The following is a 21,673-nucleotide window of genomic DNA, read 5'->3' as shown; positions in this document are numbered from 1 at the left end:
TCACCTCACTGGCTGTGGCCTGCCCGGATCTGGCGGATCAGGTCGGAGACTTTTTCAGCGTCTGTAATATCGTGGAAATAGGCGGGAACGGCGTCATGGACGGGCATGTCGTCCATGCGCATGGATTGCGGGCGGCGCTGGCGTGTGCCGATCTGCACCGAATGCGGGTCATTGTCATCAAGCCGCCCGGCATCGTCATCGACAAAGAGCGAGAAGCGCGAGAGCTTGGCATTTGTGGCGGGGCCGGTGGCAATATAGGCCGCACGGTCGGTCAGCAGATAGCGCTCGGCATGCGGGTTGCGGCGGATGGCGATGATTTGCCCGATCAGCCAGACGAGCGCGAGCGCCGAGAACACCACGGGCACTTCCAGATCGCGCTGGGTGGTGGCAAAGAAGGCCGTCCAGAGCACCGCGATCGCCAGCAGCACGGCTGGACCCCGCGCCGTGTTATGCAGCACCGATCCCATGCGCATCCCCTGCCAGAGCACGGCCTCATCGGTGGGAATCCGGCCGCTCCACGGGGCATGCAGCCGCGAATGCGGTGTGGTTATGCGCGGGATCGGGCTCATTGCGCGGCATCCCGCCTCTGGCGGGCGGCCTCGATCTGCGCGATGGCTTCTTTCGCATCGGCCAGATGCTCGATGCGGAAGCGGCGACCATCATTATTGATGATCTGCACATCGCCCAGAAACGGGATCAGCTTCTGGATTTCCAGAAGCAGGAGCGAGCGCCCGCGCGGACCGATCAGCCGCCGGTCGGTCAGATACCATGTCACGGAAAACACCCGACGATAGCCCATCATCACCGCAAAAACCTGCGCGATCAGCACGACCCCCATCAGCGCCAGAAGATTCTGGCCCGAGGTGATCAGGTTGCCGACAAACAGCGCCACTGCGAGCGTGGTCAGCACCCAGAAGATCTGGATCGAGAAAAAGCGCCGCCGATCCGCGCGGAACGCGGCAAGGGGCGTCTCGTCAGGGCTCGTATCGGGCGTGTCAGGCATAGGTGCCTTCACTAAGCGCACGGCCCCGCTCGGCGCGCAGGTTACGTGCCAGAAGGTCCATGCAGGCCTGACGCACGGCCACGCCCATCTCGACCTGTTCTTGAATGACCGAGCGGTTGATATCATCAGCGATGGTGCCGTCGATCTCGACGCCACGGTTCATGGGGCCGGGATGCATGACAATGGCATCGGGCTTGGCATAGGAGAGCTTCTCGGCATCAAGCCCGTAGCGGTGGAAATATTCGCGCTCCGACGGGATGAAGCCGCCATCCATCCGCTCTTTCTGGAGCCGCAGCATCATGACCACATCGGCATCCTGCAGTCCCTGACGCATGTCGTCACAGACCTCGACACCCAGATCGGCCACGCCTGCGGGCATCAGGGTCGGCGGACCTACAAGACGCACACGGTTTTCCATCTTGCCCAGCAGGATCATGTTCGAGCGTGCCACGCGGCTATGGGTGACATCGCCACAGATGGCCACGGTCAGTCGCGAGATGCGGCCTTTCTCGCGGCGGATGGTCAGCGCATCCAGAAGCGCCTGCGTCGGGTGTTCATGTTTGCCGTCGCCTGCATTGAGCACTGCCGCCTCGACCTTCTGCGCCAGAAGGTCCACCGCGCCCGAATTCTGGTGGCGCACGACCAGCAGATCGGGATGCATCGCGTTGAGCGTCAGCGCCGTGTCGATCAGCGTCTCGCCCTTTTTCACCGAGGAGGTCTGCATCGACATGTTCATCACATCCGCACCCAGACGTTTTCCGGCCAGCTCGAAGCTTGCCAGCGTGCGGGTCGAGTTCTCGAAGAACATGTTGATCTGGGTCATGCCGGCGAGCGCGTCGGTCTTCTTGACCGTGCGGCGGTTCAGATCGACATATTTCTCGGCCAGATCCAGAACGGTAAGAATATCTTCCTGAGAGAGATGCTCGATCCCCAGAAGGTGCCTTTGCCGAAACGCCATTGCAGCCACTCCTTATCCCGCCATGTTGGCGGGCTTATCGCAAATCGGAGCGGCTGCGTCCAGAGTGGATCACGGCCATCGGGGGGCGGGACAGAGCCGTAACGCCCGTCCCGCCGCTATGCCGCGCCCGTCCCTGCACAGCCGGAGATTGAATATTGCGACATTTCGAGCACAGGATGATAAGCCTTTTGTGGAGGTATCTTCTCTTTTTATAGATTGCGGTTATCGGGCGATGGCCTGCTGGTTTGGAGCAGGCTTGGGAGAGTTTGAATGAAATACGTTATTTTTGGTGGTGCCGCGCTGGCCCTGTCCTCGACCGTCGCTTTTGCTGGCGGCTATACGACCCCCGTCGTTGAGGCCGCTCCGGTGGCCACGGCCGTTGTCGCACCGGTCGCTGACTGGTCGGGGGCCTATGTCGGTGGCAATGTGAACTATGGTTCGGCATCCATTGACGCGACCGGTGATCTCGGCGACCTGCTGGAGGCTTTCGGCGCTGACAAAACTCTGGCCGAGCCCGATGGGGCAAGCGCTGCCCTGCGCGCAGGCTATGATTGGCAATTCGGCCAGACGGTGCTTGGACTGGGTGGCGAATACAACTTCGGCAAATACAAATCGGGTCTCGCGAACGGCTATGACGCGTTTGTTGGCGAAGATGTGGATTTCGAGATCAAGAATGTCGCCGCGATCTTCGCGCGCGCAGGTTATGCGTTCAACGACAAGTTCATGGCCTACGGCCTGCTTGGCTATAGCTGGGGTAAGCTTGAAGCCTCGGTCGATGGTCTGGGCAGCGAGGAAGAGGATCTTGACGGCGTGACCATCGGTCTGGGTGGCGAGTATCTGATCAATGACAAATGGTCGGCCTATGGCGAATACGCCTACACGGATTTCGGCGATATCGACAATACCGAGGGGAATGTCGAAGCCGATCTGCACCAGATCAAAGCCGGTGTGAACTACCGCTTCTGATTTTCGGGAGCCTATGGTCAGGGGAGGGCGGTCCATGCGGGCCGCCTTTTCTTTTGGCCCTCGCCAAAAGAAAACCTCCGCAACTCAATGCGGAGGTTTGTGGCATGGTTCGTGAAACCCGTAAAGCTTAACGGCTGAACTTCTTGTGTTTCACGCGCTTGGGCTCGGCGGCATCGGGGCCGAGACGGCGGATCTTGTCGGCCTCGTAATCCTCGAAGTTGCCCTCGAAGAACTCGACATGGCCTTCGCCCTCGAAGGCGAGGATATGCGTGCACAGACGGTCAAGGAAGAAGCGGTCGTGCGAGATGATCACGGCCGAACCCGCAAAATCCTCGATAGCCGCTTCCAGCGCCTGCAGCGTTTCCACGTCGAGGTCGTTGGTCGGTTCGTCAAGGAGCAGCACATTGCCGCCCGATTTCAGCAGCTTGGCCATGTGGACGCGGTTACGTTCCCCGCCCGACAAGAGGCCCACTTTCTTCTGCTGGTCGGCGCCTTTAAAGTTGAACGCCCCGCAATAGGCGCGCGAGGCGATCTGCGCATCGCCCAGCACAATCATCTCGGCACCCTCGGAGATCTCTTCCCAGACGTTCTTGTTGGGGTCGAGCGCATCGCGCGACTGGTCCACATAGGACAGTTTCACGGTCTCGCCGACCTTGATCGTGCCCTCGTCGGGTTGTTCATTGCCGGTCAGCATCTTGATCAGCGTGGATTTACCTGCGCCGTTCGGACCGATGACGCCCATGATGCCGCCCGGCGGCAGCGAGAAGGACAGGTTCTCGATCAGGAGCTTGTCGCCCATGGCTTTGGTCAGGTTCTCGACCTCGAAGACCTTGCCGCCCAGACGCGGGCCGTTCGGGATGACGATCTGCGCCTTGCCCACACGGTCCTTGACGCCCTCGTCGGCCATCTTCTCGTAGGCTGCGATACGCGCCTTGGATTTCGCCTGACGGGCCTTGGCACCGGCGCGGATCCATTCGAGCTCTTTCTCGAGGACCTTCTGCTTGGCCTTGTCCTCGCGGGCTTCCTGCTCCATGCGCTTGGCTTTCTGCTCGAGCCAGCTCGAGTAGTTGCCTTCCCACGGAATGCCGCGGCCGCGTTCCAGCTCGAGGATCCACGAGGTGATATCGTCGAGGAAGTAACGGTCGTGGGTCACGCAGAGGATGGTGCCCTTGTATTCGATCAGGTGCTTTTGCAGCCACGCGATGGTTTCGGCATCGAGGTGGTTGGTCGGCTCGTCGAGCAGCAGCATATCGGGCGCTTCCAAGAGCAGCTTGCACAGCGCCACACGGCGGCGTTCACCGCCCGAAAGGGTCGACACATTGGCATCATCGGGCGGGCAGCGCAGGGCTTCGAGCGCGATATCGACCTGACTGTCGATATCCCACAGGTTCTCCGCGTCGATCTCGTCCTGCAGCTGGGCCATTTCATCGGCGGTCTCGTCCGAATAGTTCATCGCCAGCTCGTTATAGCGCTCGAGCTTGGCGGTTTTGGCGGCCACGCCTTCCATCACGTTCTCGCGCACGGTCTTCTCTTCGTTCAGCTCGGGCTCCTGCGCGAGGTAGCCGACCTTGGCTCCTTTCGCGGCCCAGGCTTCGCCCTGGAAGTCCTTATCCATGCCGGCCATAATCTTCAGCAGCGTGGATTTACCCGCGCCGTTGACGCCGACCACACCGATTTTCACACCGGGCAGGAAGTTGAGGCGGATGTTTTCAAAGCATTTCTTGCCACCGGGATAGGTCTTCGAGACACCATCCATATGGTAGACGAATTGGTAGGAGGCCATGCGAATTCCCTTTGGTTCGAGGCAGGTTTGGCGGCCTTTCTAGTCTGAAATGGCGTTTGATAAAAGAGGGCAAGCGCACCGAAGTAGTTAGCAGGCTTATAAGAGTCAAGGTGCGTTTTCGCACATTAGCCTGCTAACTAACTGCGTTTAACTTACGATCCGAACCTTTATATCAACCTCATGAACTGAACGAGACCCCGGCCGGCATAGCCACATGACTCAGCCAATGACCGAGATCTCTAGGAAAACTGGAGAAATGCTATGAAACTTTCGAAATTTGCCGCCGCCGCCCTGATTGGTCTGACTGCAACTGCCGGTGTGGCGTCCGCCGCGCCGCTGAACTACCCGATGCTTGCCCGTAACGGGATCGACGCGTCGCAATACAGCGACAGCGAGGCCCGCCAGATCAACACCGCTCTGCGCAACGGGGATGTGACCACTGCTCGATACTACATCAACCACGAGGATCGTGCGGTCGAGCATCCGGCCGATGTGAACCCCGGCACGGCACAGCTTGCCGCGCAACTCGGCCTGAACCCGGGCAATTACACCACGGGGGAACTCGAGGCGGTCAGCACGGCGCTGCGCAGTGACAACATGCAGAACGTGGCCTTCGTCGAGGCCCATGATAACCGTATGGTTCCGGGTGCCAAAGGTGTCGTAACCCCGGGCAAGGCGCAGATCGCCGCCCAGCTTGGCGTCAACCCTGCCGACTATACCGATGCCCAACTGAACCTGATGATGTCGAATGTTGTGGGCAATGGCGACTCTGGCCTTATCACCGCGCAACACAACTATAAATAAGCATCTGTGACGGTTGATGTTTCAAGTCGGCCTGCAATATGCAGGCCGACTTTTCCGTGTGATGAATTATCGGGCGAATAAATCGGGTGCCTGCCGCCTGATTGGCCATAATGCGCATCGTTGCCCATCTGCTGTGCAAGCCAGCACAGTGTTTCTAAGCGCGCTTTGGTTCCCTTTTAGGGCTGGTAGGCATATATCAGTTTTATGACAGTTTGAACTGATTGGTTTATTTCAAGTTGTTGATATGAAAGGGTCTGCAATGAAAATGCTGGTGCTATCTTCTGTTCTGGCCACATTCGCTGTGACCTTGTCCGGCCCTGTCATGGCGCAGGATGCGACGCGCAATGCGCAGATCGCTGCGATCCTTAAGGCAGGCGGGATGGAATTCGTTACCCGTGACCTCAAGACGCTCGATTTTGCCGAAGAGGCGCAGGATGCCCAACCTGCCGCGACCGACCAGAATTCCTGAAATCCGTGCCTTTCGGCACAGGGCCGCTAGATCAGATTAAACCTTAAAGCCGCTGTGGAAATCCCCTATGACTGGGGCCACAACCAATAGGCCTGTCTGATGCTCGATACCCTCCGCACTCTCTATGACGGCGATAGCGACCGCGCCCATCGCTTCCGCTATACTCTGCTTGCCTTCGATATCGCCACGGTGGTCTTTGTGATCGCGACCTCCTTCATCGAGCGCACGATGATTGTCACCCTTCTGGATATCGGGATCGGTGTGGTGATCGTCGCCGATTTTGTGGCCCGTTTCGCCATTGCTCCGCGAAAATGGAGGTTCTGGACCCAGACCGCGACACTGGCCGATCTGGTGGCGATGGTGTCCTTTCTCGTGCCGCTGGCGGGGGAGGGGTTGGGCTTCCTGCGGGTCTTGCGCACGCTACGCCTGCTCCACGCCTACCAGACGCTCTCGCGGCTCAGGCAGGACTGGCCGTTTTTCCGCAAACATCAGGATGTGCTGCTGGCCGCGATCAACCTTGCGGTGTTCCTGTTTGTGATGACGGGGCTCATCTATGTCACGCAGGAAAAGGTCAACGACCAGATCAACAACTATGCCGATGCGCTCTATTTCACCGTGACGACGCTGACCACGACCGGTTTTGGCGATATCACCCCCAAAGGCGAGTGGGGGCGAATGATCTCGGTTGCGATCATGATTTTCGGCGTCACGCTGTTCTTGCGGCTCGCGCAGGTGCTGTTCCGGCCCGTCAAGGTGCGGTATGAATGCCCGACCTGCGGGCTGAAGCTGCATGATGCCGATGCCGTCCACTGCAAACATTGCGGCGAGACCGTGCATATCGACACCGAAGGGCAGCTTTGAGGGGGCTCAGACGAGCCGCCCCCAGAGGTCGTAATCGGAGGCCTCGTCCACCTCGACGGTGACCATATCGCCCACGCTCAGGGCCTCGAACCCCTCGTCGATAAACAGGTTGCCGTCAATTTCGGGCGCATCGGCGCGGGTGCGGCAGGTGGCGCCTTCCTCGTCGATCTCGTCCACGATCACCTGTTGCCGCGTACCGACCTTGGCTTGCAGCTTGGCTTCAGAAATCTCCTGTGCCTTCTCCATGAAGCGGTTCCAGCGGTCTTGTTTGACCTCGGGGTCCACATGGTCGGGCAGGTCGTTGGAGCGCGCCCCATCGACGTTTTCATACTGGAAACAGCCAACGCGGTCGAGCTGCGCTTCGTCCATCCAATCGAGGAGATACTGGAACTCTTCTTCCGTCTCGCCGGGATAGCCCACGATAAAGGTCGAACGCAGCACGATCTCGGGGCAATCCGCCCGCCATGCGGCGATTTCGTCCAGCGTCTTGGCCGAGGCCGCGGGCCGCGCCATGCGTTTGAGCACATCGGGATGCGCATGCTGGAAGGGGATATCCAGATAGGGCAGGGCCAGTCCCTCCGCCATCAGCGGGATCAGGTCACGCACATGCGGATAGGGGTAGACATAATGCAGACGCAGCCACGCATCGGCGTCCTTCACCATCTTGCCCATCTCGCGGGTCAGATCGGTGATATGGGCGCGGACCTCGCCGCCTTTCCAGGGGCTCAGGTCATGCTTGCGGTCGAGCCCATAGGCCGAGGTATCCTGAGAGATCATCAGGATCTCGCGCACACCTGCCTCCAGAAGTTTCTCGGTTTCGCGCAGGATCGCATGCGCCGGACGCGAGGCCAGACGCCCGCGCATATCGGGGATGATGCAGAATTTGCACTTGTGGTTACAGCCTTCCGAGATTTTCAGATAGCTGTAATGGCGCGGGGTGAGTTTCACGCCCTGGGCGGGCATCAGGTCGATGAACGGGTCGGGCGAGGGCGGGACCGCGCCATGCACGGCATCGAGCACCTGCTCGAATTGCTGCGGGCCGGTCACGGCCAGCACCTTGGGATGCACGCCGGTAATATAGTCGGGCTCGGCGCCCAGACAGCCGGTGACAATCACCTTGCCGTTTTCCTTCAGCGCCTCGCCAATGGCCTCAAGGCTTTCCGCCTTGGCGCTGTCCAGAAAGCCGCAGGTATTCACGATGACCGCTTCGGCGCCCGTATAGTCGGGGCTGATGGCATAGCCTTCGGCGCGCAGGCGGGTCAAGATCCGCTCGCTATCCACCAGCGCCTTGGGGCAGCCGAGGCTGACCATGCCGATCTTCGGCTGGCCGGGGCGTGCGGGCTCGTCCACGCGGATACGGGGCGCAAGGTCGGGCCGCAGGTTCGGAGGGTTCTGGCTCATGTCGCTTCCCGTGTCATGGTGGCTAATGCGAAGGGCGAGCCAAGGCCCGCCCTTTGTTGTGCTGCAGATACTCCCTTGAGGGGGCATGCTGCAAGTCTTTTGCCCGAAGGCCGGTTTATTCGGGGGCCAGTTTACTTGCCCAAGCAGTAGCGCATGACGGCCTTTTGCGCATGCAGGCGGTTCTCGGCCTCGTCGAAGATCACCGAATGCGGCCCGTCCATGATCTCGCTGGTGGCCTCGTCATTGCGATGCGCGGGCAGGCAATGCATGAAGAGTGCATCGGGATTGGCGTGTTTCATCAGCTCCGCGTTGACCTGATAGGGGCGCAGCTGGTTATGGCGGCGCTCCTTGGCCGATTCGGGGTCATGCATGGAGACCCATGTATCGGTCACGATCAGATCGGCCCCTTCGACGGCCTTCACCGGATCGCGCTCGATCTCGCATTTCACGCCCATATTGCGCGCGAAATCGACCCACTCGCGCTCGGGGTCGAGCGTTTGCGGGCCGGTAAAGGTGAAATCGAAGCCGAACTGGCCTGCCGCATGCATGAAGGAGGCGCAGACATTGTTGCCGTCGCCCGACCAGACCACCTTCTTGCCCTTGATCGGCCCGCGATGCTCCTCGAAGGTCATGATATCGGCCATGATCTGGCAGGGATGGGTGCGGTTGGTCAGGCCGTTGATCACCGGCACGGTGGCATATTCTGCCATCTCCAGAAGGGTCTCTTCCTCGAAGGTGCGGATCATGATCAGGTCCACATAGCGCGACAGCACACGGGCGGTATCGGCGATCGTCTCGCCATGGCCAAGCTGCATGTCCGAGCCCGACAGCACGAGCGTCTGCCCGCCCATCTGGCGCACCCCTACATCGAAGCTCACGCGGGTCCGCGTCGAGGGTTTCTCGAAGATCAGCGCGACCATATGGCCATTCAGCGGCTTTTCCGCATCGGCCATACCCTTGGGCTGGCCGCGGCGGGCATCCTTCATGGCGCGCGCCTGATCGATCATGGCCCGGAGATCGGCCTGCGAGGTTTTATGGATATCAAGGAAATGGTTCATCGGTCTTGCTTCCTGTCTCCCGAAAGGCTCGGGGTCTTTCGGGTCAGTTGCTTTTGGCCTCGAGGCTCTGGGCGGCGCGGTCCAGACGGTTCACTGCCTCGCTCAGATCCTCTTCCGAGATATTCAGTGCGGGCAGCAGGCGCAGCACATTATCGCCTGCGGGCACGCTCAGCAGATGCTGGGCGTAGGCCGCCTGCACCACATCGCCGCAGGGCACCTTGCATTTCAGGCCCAGCATCAGGCCCATGCCGCGCACCTCCTCGAAGATATCGGGATGGGTGGCCACGAGCCCTTCGAGCTTCTGGCGCATGAAGCCCGCCTTGGCGTTGACCGCATCGAGGAAGGCCGGATCAGTGACGATCTCGATGACTTTGGCGCCGATCGCGCAGCCCAGCGGGTTGCCGCCATAGGTGGAGCCATGGGTGCCCGCGACCATGCCGGAGGCGGCCTCCTCGGTGGCCAGCACACCGCCCAGCGGGAAACCACCGCCGATGCCCTTGGCCATCATCATGATATCGGGGGTCACTCCCGACCATTCATGCGCAAAGAGCTTGCCGGTCCGCGCCACGCCACATTGAACCTCATCGAAGATCAACAGGATGCCGGTCTCGTCACACAGCGCGCGCAATGCCTTCATATCCGCCTCGGGCAGCGGGCGGATGCCGCCCTCGCCCTGCACGGGCTCGATCCAGATCGCGGCGGTCTTGTCGGTGATGGTCGATTTGATGAGATCCAGATCGCCCCAGGCGATCTGCGTGAACCCGGGCAGCAGGGGGCCAAAGCCCTTCACCATCTTCTCGGCATGGGGCACAGCCGAGATCGCACCGGTCGAGCGGCCATGGAAGGCGCCGTCAAAGGTGATGATCTCGGTCCGGTCCACGCCTTTGGAATACCAGTATTTGCGCGCCATCTTGATGGCCAGCTCGGCTGCCTCGGTGCCCGAGTTGGTAAAGAAGACCGTATCGGCAAAGGAATTCTCGACCAGCATATCCGCCAGCTTCTGCTGCAGCGGGATCTGGTAGAGGTTCGACACATGCCACAGTTTCTGCGCCTGATCGGTCAGCGCCTCGACCAGTTCCGGCGCGGCATGGCCCAGCACATTTACCGCGATACCGGCGCCCATATCCAGATATCGGCTGCCATCCTCCGTCTCGAGCCAGCTTCCCGATCCGCGGGTGAAGGCCAGCGGTGCGCGGTTATAGGTGGGCAGGACGGACGGTATCATGGTGCAAACTCCATAAGGGAAGGCCCATTTGGTGCGACGAACCCCGAGGGGTGTCAAGGCTGGGGCCGATTGAAAGCTGTTTTAGGAAGGGGTGTGGCAATTGGCCACGTCAGATCACCCGCCACGGGGCGGATCGGCGCTAATCAGCGACGTCGGATAGGCGAGATATGGTCAAAACCTGTGATCATGCCCCGCCAATTAGCCGCGGATCGCATCGTTGTAAATCTGGATTCGTCATCCGGCTCAGGATTTCAGCCGGAACCCCACGCGGAACCAGTACCATGCCAGTCCCAGCACGATGCAGAGCCAGAGCGCGATGACCCCCACGCCCTGCAAAGGCGAGGCATCCGATGCCCCGATGAAGCCGTAGCGCGCGCCGTCGATCAGGAAAAAGACGGGGTTCCAGTGCGAGAGCGCCTGAAAGAACGGGGGCAGGGCCTCGACCGAATAGAAGGTGCCCGACAGGAAGGAGAGCGGCGTGATGACGAAATTGGTGAAGGCCGCCATTTGGTCGAACTTATTGGCGATGGTCGCGGCCAGAAGGCCCAGGCCCCCCATCAGCATGGCACCCAGCACCACAAATAAAAGTGCCCAGAGCGGATGCGCGATCCCCTGACCGATAGAGACAAACAGTCCCGCGCTGATCACCGCCGCGACAAGCAGCGACCGGCCGATTGCACCCGCCAGAAAGCCCACCAGAAGCTCCCACGGGGCCAGCGGCGGCATCAGCGTATCCACGATGTTGCCCTGAATCTTGGCCACCACAAGCGAGGAGGAGGTATTGGCGAAGGCGTTCTGGATTACCGTCATCATAAGGATACCCGGCGCGAGGAAGGCGAGGAAGGGCACCCCCATCACATCGGCGCGCCCCTTGCCGAAGGCCAGCGCGAACACCACCAGAAACAGCCCTGCCGTGATCAGCGGAGCCAGAACAGTCTGCTGCCAGACCGACATGAAGCGGCGGTTCTCGCGATGGGCAAGGCTGTAGAGCCCCAGCCAGTTCACGCGCCCGAAGCGTCTGACGCCCATCTCGCTCTTTGCCTGTGCGCTCATCTGTGTCGTCGTCCTTCATCCAATAGGCCTGCCTGCGTCTGCCGCGCGCCCGCAGGCGGGCATTTTGCGTCGGTGCACTACCTAGTGGCCAAAGGGCATTCGGGCAACTAAGGCACACTGCGTCCGGCATCTGCACAAGAACACAGCTTCTCGTGCTCTGGCATCTTGAAAAAGGGGCTATGGCGGGGTAAATCCATGGCTCTTGAACTTCCGGAGCCGGAAAACCCTTGGGTGACCTTGGGCCCGTCCGGACCGGAACAGCGAAAGGAAACCCATGTCCTGGACCGATGAACGCGTCGAAACTCTGAAAAAGATGTGGTCCGAGGGCCAGTCTGCCAGCCAGATCGCAAAGGAACTGGGTGGGGTGACCCGTAACGCCGTGATCGGCAAAGTTCACCGTCTCGGCCTTTCGAACCGCACGGCCGCCAGCGAGGCCGCGGCCCCTGCCGCCGCAGCGCCTGCCGCGAAACCCGCGCCGGAGCCGAAACCCGAGCCGAAACCCGCCGCTGCCGCACCGGCACGCCCCGCGCCCAAGCCCGCCGCTCCGGCGGCTGGCGCGCGTCCCGCGCCCGAGCCCGCGCCCAAGCCAGAGGCGGAGCCCGTCACGGATGAGGCAGCTGACGAGGTCGTGGCCGCACCGATGCGCCGCCAGATCATTCCCGCAGGCCAGCCGCTCCCGCCGCAGCCCTCGGCCAACGAGATCAGTCCCGAGGCGCTGGCCCGCGTAGGCGAGATCGAGAAACATGCCAAGAAGCTCACCCTGATGGAGCTGACCGAGCGCACCTGCAAATGGCCGATCGGCGATCCGGCGACCGATGATTTCTGGTTCTGCGGCCTGCCGACCCAATCGGGCAAACCCTATTGCGAGGCGCATGTGGGTGTGGCCTTCCAGCCGATGAGCTCGCGCCGCGACCGCCGCCGCTGAGCCTTGGCGTCCTGTAAAAGAAAAACCCGCAGCCTTCCGGTTGCGGGTTTTTCCATGTCCTGAGCGTGGTGGCTTCAGTTCGCGGTGGCTGCACCCACGGTGCCGCCGACCACGGCGCCTGCAGGGCCTGCCACCAATGCGCCGCCCAGACCGCCGGTCGCCGCGCGCTCGGTCGCGTTATGGCCGCAGGCGGCGAGCAGGGCGAGAACGGCAATCGCAGGGGTCATTTTCACGAGTTTCATCGCAATCATCCTTTCAAATACATTGAAAGCTAGACGCATGAACGCCCAAAAGGTTCCCCCCGCGTTAAAGAGCGTTTCTTACATGCTGCGCACGGTCTCGATCATCAGGGCTACATTCTCGGGATCGGCATCGGGGGTGATGCCATGGCCCAGATTGAAGATATGCGGGCCGTTGCGGAAAGCCTCGACCACATGGCGGGTCTCCTCGACCAATGCCTGACCGCCGGTGACCATATGGCTCGAAGCCAGATTGCCCTGCACGCAGCCCGAGACCTGCACATGCTCTGCCGCCCATTCGGGGCTGACCGAATTGTCGATGGCCACGCAATCGGCACCGGTTTTCTGGTGGAATCCGATATAGCCCTCGCCCGCTTCGCGCGGGAAGGCGATGACCGGCAGGCCGGGGAAGCGGGCCTTCATCTCTTTGGTGATGCGGGCGGCGGGCTTGACGGCGAATTCCTCGAAATCCGCGCCCTTGAGCGAGCCTGCCCAGCTGTCGAAGAGCTTCACAACCTCGGCACCGGCCTCGACCTGCTTGGACAGATATTCGATGGTCGCATCGGTCAGCAGGTCGATCAGGGCGGCAAATGTGGCGCGGTCCTCGTCTTTCAGCTTATGCGCGGGGCCCTGATCGGGCGTGCCGCGACCGGCGACCATATAGGTGGCCACCGTCCATGGCGCACCGGCAAAGCCGATCAGCGTGGTTTCCTTGGGCAGTTCCTGCGACAGGATTTTCACCGTCTCGTAAACGGGGTTCAGCACCTCGTGGATATCGTCACGGGTCTTCAGCCCGCGCAGCCCCTCGGGGCCGGTAATCGTCGAGAGCCGCGGGCCTTCGCCGGTGACAAACCACAGATCCGCGCCAAGCGCCTGCGGCAAAAGAAGAATATCGGCAAACAGGATCGCCGCATCGAACCCGTAACGGCGGATCGGCTGGAGCGTAACCTCGGCGGCCAGTTCGGGGTTGTAGCACAGCGACAGGAAATCGCCCGCCTTGGCGCGGGTGGCGCGGTATTCCGGCAGGTAACGCCCTGCCTGCCGCATCATCCAGATCGGGGGGGTGGGCAGGCGCTCGCCGCGTAGGGCGCGCAGGATCGTTTTGTCGGCCATCTCGTCACTCCTTGGTTGCGCTCTCTAGAACAAGCTGTGGGGGTTCGTGTCAAGCTATGCGCTGTGCACAAAGCCCGAGTGGCTTTTGTCATGGGCCTTCTTGCAAGGGCGCACGCGCGGGGCTAAGGCTATGGCCATGACACAGATGCCCTCTCCCGATCAGCCCTTGAAGCTTGGCACCCGCGGCAGCCCGCTGGCACTGGCTCAGGCCTATGAAACCCGTGCCCGCCTGATGGCGGCGCATGACCTCCCCGAAGCCGCCTTCGAGGTGGTGGTGATCAAGACGACCGGCGATGACCGCGCGATGATCGCCTCCGACAAGCCGCTCAAGGAGATCGGCAACAAGGGCCTCTTCACGAAGGAGATCGAGGAGGCGATGCTGGAGGGGCGGATCGATATCGCGATCCACTCGATGAAGGACATGCCGACGGTCCAGCCCGAAGGGCTGATCCTCGACACCTATCTGCCGCGCGAGGATGTGCGCGATGCCTTCGTGTCTCTGAAGGCCGCCGGTATCGGGGATCTGCCCGAGGGCGCTGTCGTGGGCACGTCGAGCCTGCGCCGCCGTGCGCAGCTCCTTTATCGCCGTCCCGATCTAAAGCTCGTCGAGTTCCGCGGCAATGTGCAGACGCGCCGCCAGAAGCTCGCCGATGGGGTGGCAGAGGCCACCTTCCTCGCGATGGCGGGCCTCAACCGTCTGGGCATGACCGAGCTGGCCTCGGGTGCCATCGACCCCGAAGAGATGCTGCCCGCCGTGGCCCAAGGGGCCATCGGGATCGAACGCCGGACGGGTGACGAGCGTGCGGCCATGCTCCTGTCGCCCATCCACGATATTCCTACCGAGCAGCGCCTGAATGCCGAGCGCGCCTTCCTCGCCACTCTTGATGGCTCCTGCGAGACGCCGATTGCGGGTCTTGCGCTGATCGAGGGGTCCGAGATCTGGATGCGTGGCGAGATCCTGCGTCCCGACGGGTCCGAATGCCTGCGCGCCGAGGGCCGTGCCAGCCTGTCGGATGCCCAAGAACTGGGGGTCGATATCGCACGCAAGCTTCTCGATCAGGCACCTGCAGGATTTTTCGACTGGAAGGACGCGTAAGATGCTGCCTCCATCAACGGGACGCGTCTAATGGATAGTAAGATGGTAACGGGGGCGCGCAAGGCCCCCGCTTTCTTGATGGAAACCGGTATGCTGCTTGACCGTCTGCGCGATCTTCTGGGGGCCGATCATGTGCTGACCGGCGCCGATATGGCGGGCTATGGCGACGAATTTACCGGCCATTACCACTGGGCGCCGCTGGCCGTGTTGCGCCCCGCAACCACCGAAGAGGTATCGGGTATCCTGCGGCTGGCCTCCGAGAGCCGCACGCCGGTGGTGCCCGTGTCGGGTGGCACGGGGCTCAATGGCGGGCATGAGGCGCAGGGCCGCCTGATGATTTCGCTGGCCCGCATGAACCGGATCCGCGATTTCAACCCTGCCGCCCGCACCATCTCGGTCGAGGCGGGGGTGATCTTGCAGACCATCCACGAGAATGTGGCCCGCGAGGGGCTGATGTTCCCGCTGAGCTTCGGGGCGAAGGGCTCGGCCATGGTCGGCGGGTTCCTGTCGACCAATGCGGGTGGCTCGAATGTGGTGCGCTATGGCAATGCCCGCGCGCTCTGTCTGGGGCTCGAGGTCGTGATGGCCGATGGCGCGGTGATGAACCTTATGACCGCGCTGCATAAGGACAATACGGGCTATGACCTGCGCGATCTGATGATCGGAGCCGAAGGCACGCTGGGCGTGATCACGGCGGCCGTGCTGCATCTGGTGCCCGAGCCCGCCGCCCGTGCCACGGCGCTTCTGGCGCTGCCCGGTTTCCCGCAGGCGCTAAGCCTGCTGAACCGTCTCCAGACGGGGACGGGCGGTGCGATCGAGGCCTATGAATATCTGCCCGATCTGTTCTTCGACCGGATGGCGAGATACAAGCCCGACTGGACCTGTCCGATCACGCCCGCGCCGGTGAATATCCTGCTGGAGATCGCGACCACCGTGCCCGGCGACAATCCGCAATCGCGGCTCGAGGATCTGCTTGAGGCGCCGCTCGAGGCGGGCGATATCCTCGATGCGGTCGTGGCCTCCTCGGAGGCGCAGCGCGGCTACCTGTGGACGATGCGCGAATCGGCGGCCGAGGTGTCGCTCAACGAGGACCCGCTGGTCGATACCGATGTGTCGCTTCCCCTCGATCTGATCGAGCCATGGTTGAACCGTATGAATGCCGAGGTGTCGCGCCTCGATCCGCAGGCGCGGATGATGGCGATCGGGCATCTGGGCGATGGCAACCTGCATTACACCGTCTATCCCTCGGAGAAAGCTTTCGTCGCGCCGATCCGCGATGCGATCTCGCGCGAGGCGGTGATCATGGGCGGCAGTTTCTCGGCCGAGCATGGGGTGGGTCTGTCGAAGCTGGGGTCGATGGCGAAATACAAGGATCCTGTGGCGCTGCGCACGATGCGCGCGATCAAGGCCGCCCTCGATCCGCTCGGTATCCTCAATCCCGGCAAGACGGTGCCCGAAGCCTGATCTGTGCAGGGCGGCAATGCCCGCCCTGCGGCCAAGGGGATTGCAGCCATGCTCAGGAACGGGCATTGGGGGGACATGCGAAAGGAATCCCATGTCCGTCCTTGCTGCCTATAAACCGCTGGTCAAAGATCCCGCGCTTCTGCTCACCGCCGCCCTTATGGTGCTGTTCGGTGCGCATGTGGCCTCGCTTTTGCCGCAGGCCTCGACCATCGCGGTAACGGTCTTCGGGCTGGATGACGGGGCCTACTCGCGCATTCTCGTGGTGGCGTCGGTCATTGCGGTGACAACCTCGGTGGGCTTCGGGATTATCGCCGACCAGCGGGCCAACCGGCGCGCCATCGCACTGGTCTCTGGCGTGTTCCTGACGCTGGGCTCGGGGCTGATGACCCTGCATCCGGGCCCGGTGACCTTTGTTCTGGCGCATGCGATCTTCGTGCCGCTTTCCTCCACGCTTTTCGGGCAGATGTTCGCGCTGGGGCGGCTGGCAGCCTCGGTCCACCCCAAACGCGAGCGCGAGGCGATCCAGTCGAGTCTGCGCGCGCTCTTCGCGCTGCCATGGCTGGGCGTGCTGCCGATCTGGTCGCTGGCCTTCGGCGCGGGCGTCGATCTGATGACCATCTATCCGGTCTGTCTCTGTCTGGCGCTGGCCGTTCTGGTGCTGACCTTCTTTTTCTGGCCGCGCGACGGGGCAACCCGCTGGCCTGATCCGAAATCCGGCCTGACCTTCCGCCAGTCGCTTCAGGAGATGGGCGATTGGCGCATCCTCGTGCGCGTCGTGGCGCTGGGGGCGATCAATGGCGGCGTGGTGCTCTATCTGGTGCTGATCGGGCTTGTCTTCGCGCAGGTGCCCGGACGGGGCGCGGGCGATGTCTCGCTCTATGCCGCGATCACGGCGGGGCTCGAGGTGCCCTTGATGCTGATGGTGCCCGCGATCTCGATGCGGGTGCCGCGGATCACGCTGATCCTTGTGGGCACCGTGCTCTACTGCGTGCATCTGGCCTTCATTCCGGTGCTGGCGTCGAGCCCGCTTCTCTGGGTGCTGCCGGTTTTCGGAGCCTTGGGAGGCGCGTTCATCCTGACCCAGCCGATGGCCTATCTGCAGGATCTCCTGTCCTCGCGTCCGGGGGCGGGGGCGTCATTGCTGGCGTTGCAAAAGCTCATCGGCGATGTCTCGGGGGCGGCGGTCTTTGCCATCGGCGCAGCTGTGGCGGGCTACGGGTTTGTCGCAATGCTCGGATCCGCCCTGGCGATCCTGGCCGCCACGGCGCTTTTTGTGATGGACCGCCGCACGGGCGGCTATCAGGGGCGTCACTCCACCTGATCGAGCAGATCAAGCACCTGCGGCCCCAGCGCCTCGACCACCAGCGTCACGCCCGCCGCCGAAGGGTGGATGCCATCGCCCTGCAGATATTGCGCGCGTTTGGCATCATCATGCTGCGCCTCGGCCAGCGGGGCCAGAAGGTCGGGCACCAGCACCGCGTCATATTTCGCCGCCAGATCGGGATAGATCGCGGTGAAAGCCGTCTGGTAGGCCGCGCCGTAATTGCCGGGCACCGGCACGCCCGCCAGCAGCACCGGCAGATCCTTGTCGGTCACTGCTTTCAGGATCGCGTCCAGATTGGCCTTCGCCTGATCGGGCGCGAGCCCGCGCAGGATGTCATTGCCGCCAAGCGCCACCATCACCGCATCCACCTCGGGCGTCAGCGACCAGTCGATACGGGCGCGCCCGCCCGCCGTTGTATCGCCCGAAACCCCGCCATTGATAATCGTCACATCCTCGCCATGCGCATTCAGCCATGCCTGAAGCTGCGGCACCAGCCCTTCGCCATCGGGCAGGCCATAGCCTTGGGTCAGGCTATCGCCGAAAGCCAGCAGCGTTTTCTCGGCCGCCTGACCCTGCGCGGGCAGAGCGAGCAAGGCAAGCCCGAGGCCGAGGGCGGTAATTCGCTGGCTGGCGCGGTTGTGATATGTCGCGGGCTGCCTATCTTGAGGTTTACGGGGCAGCAAAGAACGGATGCGGGACAGGATGGACATGGCGGATAGTGTGCTTTCCATGAAGGGTGTGGAGCTGGAACTGGAGGGCAATGCGGGGCCTGTCTCGATCCTGAACGGAATTTCACTGGACGTCCAGCGCGGGCAAAGCCTTGGAATGACGGGACCTTCGGGGTCGGGGAAATCCTCGCTTCTGATGGTGATGGGCGGGCTCGAACGCGCCACATCGGGGTCTGTCTTGGCGCTCGGTCAGGATCTGGGCGCGATGAAGGAAGACGCTCTGGCACGCTTCCGTCGCAATCACATGGGGGTGGTGTTCCAGAATTTCCACCTGCTTCCCACGATGACCGCACTGGAAAACGTGGCGCTTCCTCTGGAGATCGCGGGGACGCGCGATGCCTTTGCCCGCGCCAAGGCCGAGCTGGACGCCGTCGGGCTTTCCCACCGGATGCACCATCATCCGACAGAGCTATCGGGCGGCGAGCAGCAGCGTGTGGCCTTGGCCCGTGCGCTCGCCCCGCGCCCCGAGATCCTCTTGGCCGACGAGCCCACCGGCAATCTCGATGCCAAGACGGGGGCGCAAATCATGGACCTGCTGTTCGGGCTGCGCGACCATTATGGTGCCACGCTCATTCTGGTCACCCATGCTGCCGATCTGGCCGCGCGCTGTGACCGCGTGGTGGGTCTGCGCGACGGGACCGTTGTCTCGGATAGCCGCGCATGAGCGTGTCATGGACCATCGCGCGGCGCGAGCTGCGCAGCGGCTTGCGCGGCTTCCGCGTGTTTTTCCTGTGTCTGATGCTGGGAGTGGCGGCGATTGCCTCGGTGGGGCTGGTGCGCCATGCGATCCAGTCCGCGCTCCATGATCAGGGGACGGCCCTTCTGGGGGGCGATGCGCAGCTGGAATTCACCTATCGCCGCGCCACGCCCCTTGAGCGCCAATGGATCGAGGAGCGCGCCAGCCGCGTCTCCGAGGTGATCGATTTCCGCTCCATGCTGCGTCACGGCGAGGGGGATGCCCTGCAGACCGCGCTCATTCAGGTGAAGGGGGTCGATAGCGCCTATCCGCTTTACGGGACCGTCGAAACCGCGCCCGATCTGCCGCTGGATCAGCTCCAGACCCCGCAGGACGGGATCTATGGCGCCCTGATCGATCCCGTTCTGGCGGACCGGATGGGCTTGAAACCGGGCGATCGGGTCGAGATCGGCGGGGTGGCGTTGCGCATGCTGGCGCGGCTTGCCCGTGCGCCCGACGAGACAGGGGCGGGGATCACGCTCGGCCCGCCGGTGATCGTGGCCACGAAGGCGCTGGAGGGCTCGCGGCTCTTGGATGCGGGGGCACTTTTCGAGAGCGAATACCGCGTGGCGCTGCCCCAAGGCACCGATCTCGATGCGCTGAAGGCCGAGGCCCGCATCCGGTTCAAGGATGCGGGTATGAGCTGGAGCGATCGCAGACGCGCCTCTCCGGGGGCGGACCGTTTTGCGACGCGGTTGGGGAGTTTCCTTGTGCTTGTCGGGCTTGCGGGGCTGACCGTGGGCGGGGTCGGGATCTCGTCCTCGGTCTCGAGCTGGCTCGAACGCAAGGCCGCGACGGTGGCCACCCTGCGCGCCATCGGGGCTACGGGGCGCACGATCCGTTGGGTGTTCTACTGGCAGCTGATCGGGTTGACGGTGCTTGGCATCGTGGCGGGGCTTGCGCTGGCGAGCCTTCTGGTGCTGGGCTTTGGCGGGCTGATCGGGCGGGTCATGCCGATCCCCGTAGATCTGCGGCTGGCGCTTGGCCCGATGGCCGAGGCCGCGATGTATGGCGCACTTGTCACCGCGATCTTCTCGCTCTGGCCGCTCTCGCGCCTGTCGCAGACGCGGGTGGCGCGCCTCTATCGCTCGCGTTCGCGGGGGCTGCCACCCTTGGGGATGCTGGCGCTGATCGCCGTGCTGCTGGCGGTTCTGGTGGGGGCGTCGATGGCGCTCTCTGGTCTGCCTTGGCTGGCGCTTGGCGCTTTGGGTGGTGTGGCTGGGGCGCTGGGCCTGCTGGCGCTGATGGGCTGGCTGACCAAACGCTTAGCGGCGCGGGTGCAGCGCGTGTTGCGCGGCGCGCCGGCGCTGCGCGTGGCGCTGGCGGGGATTTCGGGGCCGGGCTCGGAGGCGCTGCCGGTGGTGCTGTCGCTGGGGCTGGGGTTGTCAGTGCTGTCGGCCATCGGGCAGGTGGATGCGGGGCTGCGCAACGCGATCGCCACCGATCTGCCGAAACAGGCACCGGCTTTCTTCCTGCTGGACATCCAGCCCGACCAGCTCGCGCCCTTCAAGGCGCAGATGCAGACCGATCCGCAGGTCGAGCGGGTCGAGACCACACCCATGCTGCGCGGTGTGATCACGCAGATCAACGGCAAGCCCGCGCGTGAAGGACGCCCCGATCACTGGGTTCTGCGCGGTGACCGTGGCGTGACCTATGCCGCGACCCCGCGCGAGGCGATCACCGAAGGACAGTTCTGGCCCGAAGATTACACCGGCGCTCCGCAGATCAGCTTTGCCGCCGAGGAGGCGAAGGAGATCGGGCTGAAGCTGGGAGATACGCTCACGGTGAATATCCTTGGCCGCGATATCACCGCGCCGATCACCTCCTTCCGCAATGTCGATTTCTCGACGGCGGGGATCGGGTTCGTGATCACCTTCAACCCTTCGGCGCTGGCAGGCGCACCGCATACCCATCTGGCCACACTCTATGCCCCCGAGACAGCCGAGCCCGAGATCCTGCGCACGCTTGCGCAGGCCTTCCCCAATGTCACTGCTGTGCCCGTGCGCGAGGCGATCGGGCGCCTGACCGAGGCGCTGCAGGCGATTGCGCGGGCCACCTCTCTGGCGGCAAGTGTGACGCTGGTGACGGGGGTGATCGTGCTGATCGGGGCCTCGGCCTCGGGCGAGGCGCGCCGCGCATGGGAAGCCGCATTGCTGAAGACACTGGGCGCCAGCCGGACCCGTATCCTGACGGCGTTCCTTTTGCGCGCGCTCATCCTTGGCGGCGTCGCGGGGCTGGTGGCCGTGGGGGCAGGGGCCTTGGCCGGATGGGCGGTGCTCACACGCGTTATGGATCTGGGCTATGCAATCGCTTGGGGGCCTGCGCTGGCAGTCCTGTTCACGGGTATGCTGGCGGCGCTCCTGTCGGATCTGTTCTTTGTGATCCGCCCGCTGCGGGTGCGCCCCGCGCGTATCCTGCGGCAGGCTGACTGAACGGGCTAACCGAAGGGGCGCATCGATCCCCCTTG

The 21,673-nt window shown here is 63.1% G+C and carries 21 protein-coding genes; 10 read left to right on the top strand and 11 right to left on the bottom strand.

What is annotated here, in order from left to right; genetic code table 11:
• Positions 1-5: 5 nt before the first annotated feature.
• The 3 genes from ABEB22_RS03975 to ABEB22_RS03965 are packed head-to-tail and all read right to left on the bottom strand — an operon-like array spanning position 6 to position 1,961.
• On the bottom strand, positions 6-569 hold the full coding sequence (locus ABEB22_RS03975) for a hypothetical protein (protein ID WP_339114148.1): 564 nt from the start codon (positions 567-569) through the stop codon (positions 6-8).
• The gene (locus ABEB22_RS03970; RefSeq protein WP_339114149.1) at positions 566-1,003 is read right to left on the bottom strand and encodes a hypothetical protein; all 438 of its coding nucleotides are present in this window, start codon (positions 1,001-1,003) and stop codon (positions 566-568) included. Before ABEB22_RS03970 ends, ABEB22_RS03975 begins: the two co-directional genes overlap by 4 nt.
• On the bottom strand, positions 996-1,961 hold the full coding sequence (locus ABEB22_RS03965) for an aspartate carbamoyltransferase catalytic subunit (RefSeq protein ID WP_406870879.1): 966 nt from the start codon (positions 1,959-1,961) through the stop codon (positions 996-998). The genes ABEB22_RS03970 and ABEB22_RS03965 overlap by 8 nt, the downstream gene beginning before the upstream one ends.
• A 270-nt stretch (positions 1,962-2,231) precedes the next feature.
• Here ABEB22_RS03965 and ABEB22_RS03960 point away from each other — a divergent pair, with 270 nt between their 5' ends.
• Complete coding sequence (locus ABEB22_RS03960) at positions 2,232-2,927, top strand: outer membrane protein (protein ID WP_406870878.1); 696 nt, start codon at positions 2,232-2,234, stop codon at positions 2,925-2,927.
• A 127-nt stretch (positions 2,928-3,054) separates the two neighbouring features.
• Here the strand turns inward: ABEB22_RS03960 and ettA are convergent, their stop codons facing one another.
• Positions 3,055-4,710: an energy-dependent translational throttle protein EttA gene (gene ettA, locus ABEB22_RS03955; protein ID WP_339114152.1), complete on the bottom strand. Its 1,656-nt coding sequence runs from the start codon at positions 4,708-4,710 to the stop codon at positions 3,055-3,057.
• A gap of 261 nt (positions 4,711-4,971) precedes the next feature.
• Here ettA and ABEB22_RS03950 point away from each other — a divergent pair, with 261 nt between their 5' ends.
• The 3 genes from ABEB22_RS03950 to ABEB22_RS03940 all read left to right on the top strand — a co-directional run bounded on the left by ABEB22_RS03950 (position 4,972) and on the right by ABEB22_RS03940 (position 6,844).
• Complete coding sequence (locus tag ABEB22_RS03950) at positions 4,972-5,514, top strand: hypothetical protein (protein ID WP_339114153.1); 543 nt, start codon at positions 4,972-4,974, stop codon at positions 5,512-5,514.
• 244 nt (positions 5,515-5,758) lie between these two features.
• Positions 5,759-5,983, top strand: a complete 225-nt coding sequence (locus tag ABEB22_RS03945; protein WP_339114154.1) for a hypothetical protein — start codon at positions 5,759-5,761, stop codon at positions 5,981-5,983.
• Between the two features lie 99 nt (positions 5,984-6,082).
• Positions 6,083-6,844, top strand: a complete 762-nt coding sequence (locus tag ABEB22_RS03940; protein WP_339114155.1) for an ion channel — start codon at positions 6,083-6,085, stop codon at positions 6,842-6,844.
• Positions 6,845-6,850: 6 nt separating this feature from the next.
• Here the strand turns inward: ABEB22_RS03940 and rimO are convergent, their stop codons facing one another.
• The 4 genes from rimO to ABEB22_RS03920 form a co-directional block, all read right to left on the bottom strand.
• Positions 6,851-8,245 carry a 30S ribosomal protein S12 methylthiotransferase RimO gene (rimO, locus tag ABEB22_RS03935; protein WP_406870877.1) on the bottom strand — a complete coding sequence of 465 codons (1,395 nt, stop codon included), beginning with the start codon at positions 8,243-8,245 and terminating at the stop codon, positions 6,851-6,853.
• A gap of 131 nt (positions 8,246-8,376) precedes the next feature.
• Positions 8,377-9,303, bottom strand: coding sequence for an ornithine carbamoyltransferase (gene argF / locus ABEB22_RS03930; RefSeq protein ID WP_406870876.1), 927 nt, complete (start codon positions 9,301-9,303; stop codon positions 8,377-8,379).
• A gap of 43 nt (positions 9,304-9,346) precedes the next feature.
• Complete coding sequence (locus ABEB22_RS03925) at positions 9,347-10,528, bottom strand: aspartate aminotransferase family protein (protein WP_406870875.1); 1,182 nt, start codon at positions 10,526-10,528, stop codon at positions 9,347-9,349.
• A 243-nt stretch (positions 10,529-10,771) separates the two neighbouring features.
• Positions 10,772-11,581, bottom strand: a complete 810-nt coding sequence (locus ABEB22_RS03920) for an ABC transporter permease (protein ID WP_406870874.1) — start codon at positions 11,579-11,581, stop codon at positions 10,772-10,774.
• Positions 11,582-11,855: 274 nt separating this feature from the next.
• Between ABEB22_RS03920 and ABEB22_RS03915 the strand changes: the two genes are divergently transcribed.
• Entirely contained in the window at positions 11,856-12,506 is a 651-nt protein-coding gene (locus tag ABEB22_RS03915; protein WP_406870873.1) for a GcrA family cell cycle regulator, read from the top strand.
• Positions 12,507-12,580: 74 nt separating this feature from the next.
• Here ABEB22_RS03915 and ABEB22_RS03910 read toward each other — a convergent pair whose 3' ends face one another.
• Complete coding sequence (locus ABEB22_RS03910; protein ID WP_339114161.1) at positions 12,581-12,748, bottom strand: hypothetical protein; 168 nt, start codon at positions 12,746-12,748, stop codon at positions 12,581-12,583.
• A gap of 78 nt (positions 12,749-12,826) precedes the next feature.
• Entirely contained in the window at positions 12,827-13,858 is a 1,032-nt protein-coding gene (gene hemE / locus ABEB22_RS03905; RefSeq protein WP_406870872.1) for a uroporphyrinogen decarboxylase, read from the bottom strand.
• A 130-nt stretch (positions 13,859-13,988) separates the two neighbouring features.
• Between hemE and hemC the strand changes: the two genes are divergently transcribed.
• From hemC to ABEB22_RS03890, 3 genes are all read left to right on the top strand, one after another.
• Positions 13,989-14,954: a hydroxymethylbilane synthase gene (hemC, locus tag ABEB22_RS03900; RefSeq protein ID WP_406870871.1), complete on the top strand. Its 966-nt coding sequence runs from the start codon at positions 13,989-13,991 to the stop codon at positions 14,952-14,954.
• 30 nt (positions 14,955-14,984) lie between these two features.
• Complete coding sequence (locus tag ABEB22_RS03895; protein ID WP_406870870.1) at positions 14,985-16,418, top strand: FAD-binding oxidoreductase; 1,434 nt, start codon at positions 14,985-14,987, stop codon at positions 16,416-16,418.
• Between the two features lie 91 nt (positions 16,419-16,509).
• Complete coding sequence (locus tag ABEB22_RS03890) at positions 16,510-17,739, top strand: hypothetical protein (RefSeq protein WP_406870869.1); 1,230 nt, start codon at positions 16,510-16,512, stop codon at positions 17,737-17,739.
• Here the strand turns inward: ABEB22_RS03890 and ABEB22_RS03885 are convergent.
• Complete coding sequence (locus tag ABEB22_RS03885) at positions 17,727-18,335, bottom strand: arylesterase (protein WP_350936431.1); 609 nt, start codon at positions 18,333-18,335, stop codon at positions 17,727-17,729. The two genes, ABEB22_RS03890 and ABEB22_RS03885, sit on opposite strands and share 13 nt — an antisense overlap.
• A 115-nt stretch (positions 18,336-18,450) precedes the next feature.
• On the opposite strand from ABEB22_RS03885, the gene ABEB22_RS03880 reads away from it, so the two are divergent.
• Both ABEB22_RS03880 and ABEB22_RS03875 read left to right on the top strand, forming a co-directional pair.
• Complete coding sequence (locus ABEB22_RS03880) at positions 18,451-19,134, top strand: ABC transporter ATP-binding protein (protein WP_406870868.1); 684 nt, start codon at positions 18,451-18,453, stop codon at positions 19,132-19,134.
• Positions 19,131-21,638, top strand: a complete 2,508-nt coding sequence (locus ABEB22_RS03875; RefSeq protein ID WP_406870867.1) for an ABC transporter permease — start codon at positions 19,131-19,133, stop codon at positions 21,636-21,638. The genes ABEB22_RS03880 and ABEB22_RS03875 overlap by 4 nt, the downstream gene beginning before the upstream one ends.
• Positions 21,639-21,673: the final 35 nt, after the last annotated feature.

The organism is Thioclava sp. 'Guangxiensis', from assembly GCF_045348365.1.
Classification (GTDB): Bacteria; Pseudomonadota; Alphaproteobacteria; order Rhodobacterales; family Rhodobacteraceae; genus Thioclava; species Thioclava kandeliae.
This window is presented reverse-complemented; position numbering and strand designations above follow the sequence as displayed.